This is a genomic window from Paenibacillus sp. CCS19 (assembly GCF_033239625.1).
Classification (GTDB): Bacteria; Bacillota; Bacilli; order Paenibacillales; family Paenibacillaceae; genus Paenibacillus_T.
Map to the genome: position 1 here is coordinate 1 of NZ_BTCK01000121.1, position 299 is coordinate 299.

Annotated in this window: 1 protein-coding gene; it reads right to left on the bottom strand. The window is 57.2% G+C overall.

Features of this window, described 5'->3' with window-relative positions:
• The coding region (locus tag SBI19_RS29410) for an immunoglobulin-like domain-containing protein (protein ID WP_317973081.1) at positions 1–299 on the bottom strand (299 nt) is incomplete at both ends.

Below are 299 nucleotides of genomic sequence, written 5' to 3' on the forward strand. Positions count from 1 at the left end.
GCTCGTTCCGTCTAGGCCTGCCGTGCTGAGCGTCAGATTCTGCTTCACGTCAGATGCAGAATCTCCGCTTGCATAGCCAACTTCAACTGCCGCTTTCGCCGCCGCTACTGCCTCGGTGTCGGTTTGCGCTAGCTTCGTTACCGTCAGTGTGAAGGTCTTCGTCTCTTCGACGGAGCCCTTCTTAATCGTTGCCGTCAGCGTTACGAGAGCATCGCCTGCTGTGTAGCTTGGGCGTGTCACTGTTCCGTTGACTGCGACGATGCTCGATTTGTCCGAGCCCCAAGTGATGCTCGTTCCGT